Origin of the sequence: Streptomyces torulosus (genome assembly GCF_001419765.1) — a bacterium.
Taxonomy (GTDB): domain Bacteria; phylum Actinomycetota; class Actinomycetes; order Streptomycetales; family Streptomycetaceae; genus Streptomyces; species Streptomyces torulosus.
The window spans coordinates 1-1,913 of sequence record NZ_LIRK01000757.1 but is presented as its reverse complement, the minus strand read 5'-3'; the positions used below and the strand labels follow the sequence as shown (position 1 = coordinate 1,913).

The 1,913-nt window shown below is 71.8% G+C and carries 2 protein-coding genes; both read left to right on the top strand.

The window, feature by feature from the left end:
• The first annotated feature begins 125 nt into the window (after window positions 1–125).
• Window positions 126–974: a DNA-formamidopyrimidine glycosylase family protein gene (locus tag AOK23_RS39285; RefSeq protein WP_055717231.1), complete on the top strand. Its 849-nt coding sequence runs from the start codon at window positions 126–128 to the stop codon at window positions 972–974.
• A 123-nt stretch (window positions 975–1,097) separates the two neighbouring features.
• On the top strand, window positions 1,098–1,865 hold the full coding sequence (locus tag AOK23_RS39280; RefSeq protein ID WP_055717230.1) for an SDR family NAD(P)-dependent oxidoreductase: 768 nt from the start codon (window positions 1,098–1,100) through the stop codon (window positions 1,863–1,865).
• Window positions 1,866–1,913 lie beyond the last annotated feature (48 nt).

The following is a 1,913-nucleotide window of genomic DNA, read 5'->3' as shown; positions in this document are numbered from 1 at the left end:
CCACCTCCCCCCACGGCCCCCTCCTGGAAGGAGCAGGCTTCATCGCGACCCCTCGCGGCCTACGCATCCGCGCCTGAGCCGCCACGCAACGCCCCCACCCCCCTCCCCCATGCCACCCTTGACCCATGCCCGAAGGTGACACCGTCTGGCAGACGGCGAAACGGCTGCACGCCGCCCTCGCCGGCAAGGTGCTGTACCGCTCCGACCTGCGCGTGCCGAAGTACGCCACGGCCGACCTCACCGGTCGCACCGTCCTCGACGTCACCCCCCGGGGCAAGCACCTGCTGACCCGCATCGAGGGCGGTCTCACGCTGCATTCGCATCTGCGGATGGACGGCTCCTGGAAGGTGTACGGAAACGCCGAACGCTGGACCGGCGGCCCGGCGCACCAGATCCGCGCGATCCTGGGCACCCTCGACCGCACAGCCGTCGGCTACCGCCTCCCCGTCCTGGAACTCCTGCGCACCACCGACGAACACCGAGCCGTCGGCCACCTCGGCCCCGATCTGCTCGGCCCCGACTGGGATCCCGACCTGGCCCTCGCCAATCTCCAGAGCGACCCCACGCGCCCCCTCGGCGAGGCCCTCCTCGACCAGCGCAATCTCGCCGGCATCGGCAACGTCTACAAGAGCGAGCTCTGCTTCCTGCTCCGCGTCACCCCATGGCTCCCCGTCGGCGCACTCCCGCAGGACCGCGCCGCCCTGCTTCCGGCCCTCGCCAAGAAGCTCCTCGAAGCCAACCGTGACCGCCCGATCCGCAGCACCACCGGCCTCCGCCTCCACGACCTGTTCGTGTACGGCCGCGCCCCACGCCCCTGTCTGCGCTGCAACACACCTATCCGGGCCGGTGACCAGGGCGACGGCTCCCGCGAACGCCCCACCTACTGGTGCCCCACCTGCCAACAGGGCCCGGCACCGGCACCGGGCACCCCCAGAGCGTCCCGCCCGCGCCCCCAGCGCCGTACCCCGAACTGAGCACGCGTCCCGTCCCGCTCCCCGGCGCCCTGATGCTTGCGCCCTGCTGCGTGCGGCTTGCGGCTTGCGGCGCCGCGGTCCCGCTAATTGACGACCCGTCAGAAACGCTCGTACGGTCACTGCATGCCCATCAAGGCGTACGACCTGTCCGGCCGCACCGCGTTCGTCACGGGCGCCGCCGGTGGCATCGGCCGCGCCTCGGCCGTTCTGCTCGCCGAGGCCGGGGCGACCGTGCACTGTGCGGACCTCGACGTGCAGGGCCTGCACGAGACGGCCACGTTGATCAAGGAGGCGGGCGGCACCGCCCACATCCACCACGTCGACGTCACCGACCGCGCCCGGCTCACGCAGGCGGTGGCTGCCTGCGAGGGCGGCCTCCATGTGATGGCGGCGATCGCCGGGATCATGCACAGCAGCCCCGTACTGGAAACTCGGGACGAGGACCTCGACCGGGTGTGGAGGGTCAACTTCAAAGGCGTGCTGTACGCCTGCCAGGAAGCGGCCCGCCACATGATCGCCGGCGGGACGCGGGGCAGCATCGTCACCATGGCCTCCGGCGCGGTGGACACCGGTGGCCCCGGGCTTCTCTGTTACGGCGTGACCAAAGCCGCCGTGGTCCAGCTGACGAAGACCCTGGCCACCGAGGTCGGCCCCCACGGCATCCGTGTCAACGCGGTGGCACCCGGGTGGACCCGTACCCCCATGACCGACCGCCACGACAGCGAGGCACAGGCGCGGACCGAGTCGTTCATGGCCCGTCTGTCACCGCTGGGCCGGGTCGGCGAGCCCGACGACATCGCGCACGCCGTACTGCACCTCGCCTCCGGCGCCTCGTCATTCACCACGGGTCAGATCATCCGCCCGAACGGCGGCGTCGCCATGCCATGGTGACCTCGAGAAGCCCCCAAGACGCTGCCACGCGCCCCCACGCCCCCACGC